The sequence below is a fragment of the Rhizobacter sp. genome, assembly GCF_035702065.1.
Classification (GTDB): Bacteria; Pseudomonadota; Gammaproteobacteria; order Burkholderiales; family Burkholderiaceae_C; genus Rhizobacter.
In genome coordinates, this window is record NZ_DASSRA010000505.1 from 1 (window position 1) to 2,313 (window position 2,313).

3 protein-coding genes and 1 pseudogene are annotated in these 2,313 nt (G+C 64.9%); all 4 read right to left on the reverse strand.

Translation table 11 applies throughout. The features are described from left to right. The coding region (locus VFL64_RS22650) for an NAD(P)(+) transhydrogenase (Re/Si-specific) subunit beta (protein WP_489542651.1) at positions 1-1,412 on the reverse strand (1,412 nt) is incomplete at its 3' end. Beyond that, complete coding sequence (locus tag VFL64_RS22655; RefSeq protein ID WP_480316584.1) at positions 1,409-1,729, reverse strand: NAD(P) transhydrogenase subunit alpha part 2; 321 nt, start codon at positions 1,727-1,729, stop codon at positions 1,409-1,411. The genes VFL64_RS22650 and VFL64_RS22655, both read right to left, overlap by 4 nt. Before the next feature lie 14 nt (positions 1,730-1,743). Continuing rightward, the gene (panD, locus tag VFL64_RS22660; RefSeq protein WP_489542652.1) at positions 1,744-2,109 is read right to left on the reverse strand and encodes an aspartate 1-decarboxylase; all 366 of its coding nucleotides are present in this window, start codon (positions 2,107-2,109) and stop codon (positions 1,744-1,746) included. Further along, positions 2,106-2,313, reverse strand: a pseudogene (locus tag VFL64_RS22665) (NAD(P)(+) transhydrogenase (Re/Si-specific) subunit alpha); the annotation flags it as partial. The pseudogene VFL64_RS22665 and the gene panD, both read right to left, overlap by 4 nt.

The following is a 2,313-nucleotide window of genomic DNA, read 5'->3' on the forward strand; positions in this document are numbered from 1 at the left end:
GCCTTCACCATGTCTTCGACCACCTTCTTGGCGTCGCCGAACACCATCATGGTCTTGTCCATGTAGAAGAGTTCGTTGTCGAGGCCGGCGTAGCCGGCGGCCATCGAGCGCTTGTTGACGATCACCGTCTTGGCCTTGTAGGCCTCGAGGATCGGCATGCCGTAGATCGGGCTGCCCTTGGTGTGCGCGGCCGGGTTCACCACGTCGTTGGCGCCCAGGATGATGGCCACGTCGGCCTGGCCGAACTCGCCGTTGATGTCTTCCATCTCGAACACCTGGTCGTAGGGCACCTCGGCCTCGGCCAGCAGCACGTTCATGTGGCCCGGCATGCGACCGGCCACCGGGTGGATGGCGTACTTGACGGTGATGCCCTTCTCGGTGAGCTTGGCGGCCAGTTCCTTCACCGCGTGCTGTGCGCGCGCCACGGCCAGGCCGTAGCCCGGCACGATGACGACCGTCTCGGCATTGCCGAGCACGAAGGCCGCGTCGTCGGCGCTGCCGCTCTTGACCGGGCGCTGCTCGGCCGCGCCGCCCGTGGCCGCCGCAGCGTCACCACCGAAGCCCCCCAGGATCACGTTGAAGAACGAGCGGTTCATCGCCTTGCACATGATGTACGAGAGGATCGCGCCCGACGAACCGACCAGCGAGCCGGCGATGATGAGCATGCTGTTGTTGAGCGAGAAGCCGATGCCGGCCGCCGCCCAGCCCGAGTAGCTGTTGAGCATGGACACCACCACCGGCATGTCGGCGCCGCCGATCGGGATGATGATCAGCACACCCATCACGAAGCTCAGCGCCAGCATGGCGAAGAACGCCGGCCAGCTGCCGGTGAACATGAACACCAGGCCGAGTGCGATGGTGGCGAGGCCCAGCACCAGGTTCAGCAGGTGCTGGCCGGGGAACACCACCGGCGCGCCCTTGAACAGGCGGAACTTGTAGGTGCCCGACAGCTTGCCGAAGGCGATCACCGAGCCGCTGAAGGTGATGGCGCCGATGGCCGCACCCAGGAACAGCTCCAGGCGGTTGCCGGTGGGGATGGGGTCGCCCGCCTTGCTGACGATCTGGAAGGCCACCGGCTCGGCGACGGCCGCCACCGCAATGAACACGGCGGCCAGGCCGATCATGCTGTGGAAGAAGGCCACCAGCTCGGGCATCTTGGTCATCTCGACCGTCTTGGCGCGGTAGGCGCCGTAGGCCGCGCCGGCCAGCAGGCCGATCAGCACCCAGATCAGGCCGGTCGTGTGGCCCAGCTTGACGATCAACGCCCCGGTGGTGAGCACGGCGATGGCCATGCCGACCATGCCGAAGACGTTGCCGCGGATGGACGTGGTGGGGTGGCTCAGGCCCTTCAAGGCCTGGATGAAGCAGACGCTGGCGATCAGGTACAGCAGCGTGACCAGGTTCATGCTCATTTCGGCTCCTCCTTCACGGCCAGCTTCTTGTCTTTCTTCTTGAACATCTCGAGCATGCGCCGCGTGACGAGGAAGCCGCCGAACACGTTGACGGCGGCGAGCGCCACGGCCAGCACGCCCATGGTCTTGCCCAGTGGCGTCTCGGTGCCGGCCGCGGCCAGCATGGCACCCACGATCACGATGGCCGAGATGGCGTTGGTCACGGCCATCAGCGGCGTGTGCAGGGCTGGGGTCACGGTCCACACGACGTGGTAACCCACGTAGATGGCGAGCACGAAGATGATGAGGTTGGTGATGGTCGGCGAGATGATGTCCATCCGACGTTCTCCTGTTAGAGCTTGCGAATTTCTTTGACGCGGTTCTGCTCGTCGAGCAGCACCACCGTCGGCTTGTAGGTGGCCGAGTTGACCTCGCTCATCGTGGCGTAGGTGCAGATGATGAGCAGGTCGCCCACATGTGCCTTGCGCGCCGCAGCCCCGTTCAGGGAGATCGTCCCCGAGCCCTTGGGCGCCTTGATGATGTAGGTCGAGAAGCGTTCGCCGTTGTTGATGTTGTAGAGCTCGATGCGCTCGTACTCCACCATGTTGGCGGCGATCATCAGGTCTTCGTCGATGCCGCACGACCCTTCGTAGTTCAGGTCGGCTTCGGTGACGGTGGCGCGGTGCAGCTTTGCCCGCAGCATCACGCGATTGTTCATTTCCGTTTGACCTCGCCACCCTGGGTCATCAGGCAGGCGGCGACGATGTCGTCGTCCATCGGCACGTTGAAGCCGCCTTCCTTGGTAATGACGAGCTTGAGGAAGTCGAGCACGTTGCGCGCGTAGAGCGCGCTCGCGTCGGCCGCCACCAGTGCCGGCAGGTTGGTCTCGCCGACCAGCGTGACGCCGTGCTTCACCACTGTC

Coding starts and splice junctions, on each gene's coding strand:
- VFL64_RS22655 (WP_480316584.1), bottom strand. CDS start 1,729: ATGGACATCATCTCGCCGACCATCACCAACCTCATCATCTTCGTGCTC.
- panD (WP_489542652.1), bottom strand. CDS start 2,109: ATGAACAATCGCGTGATGCTGCGGGCAAAGCTGCACCGCGCCACCGTC.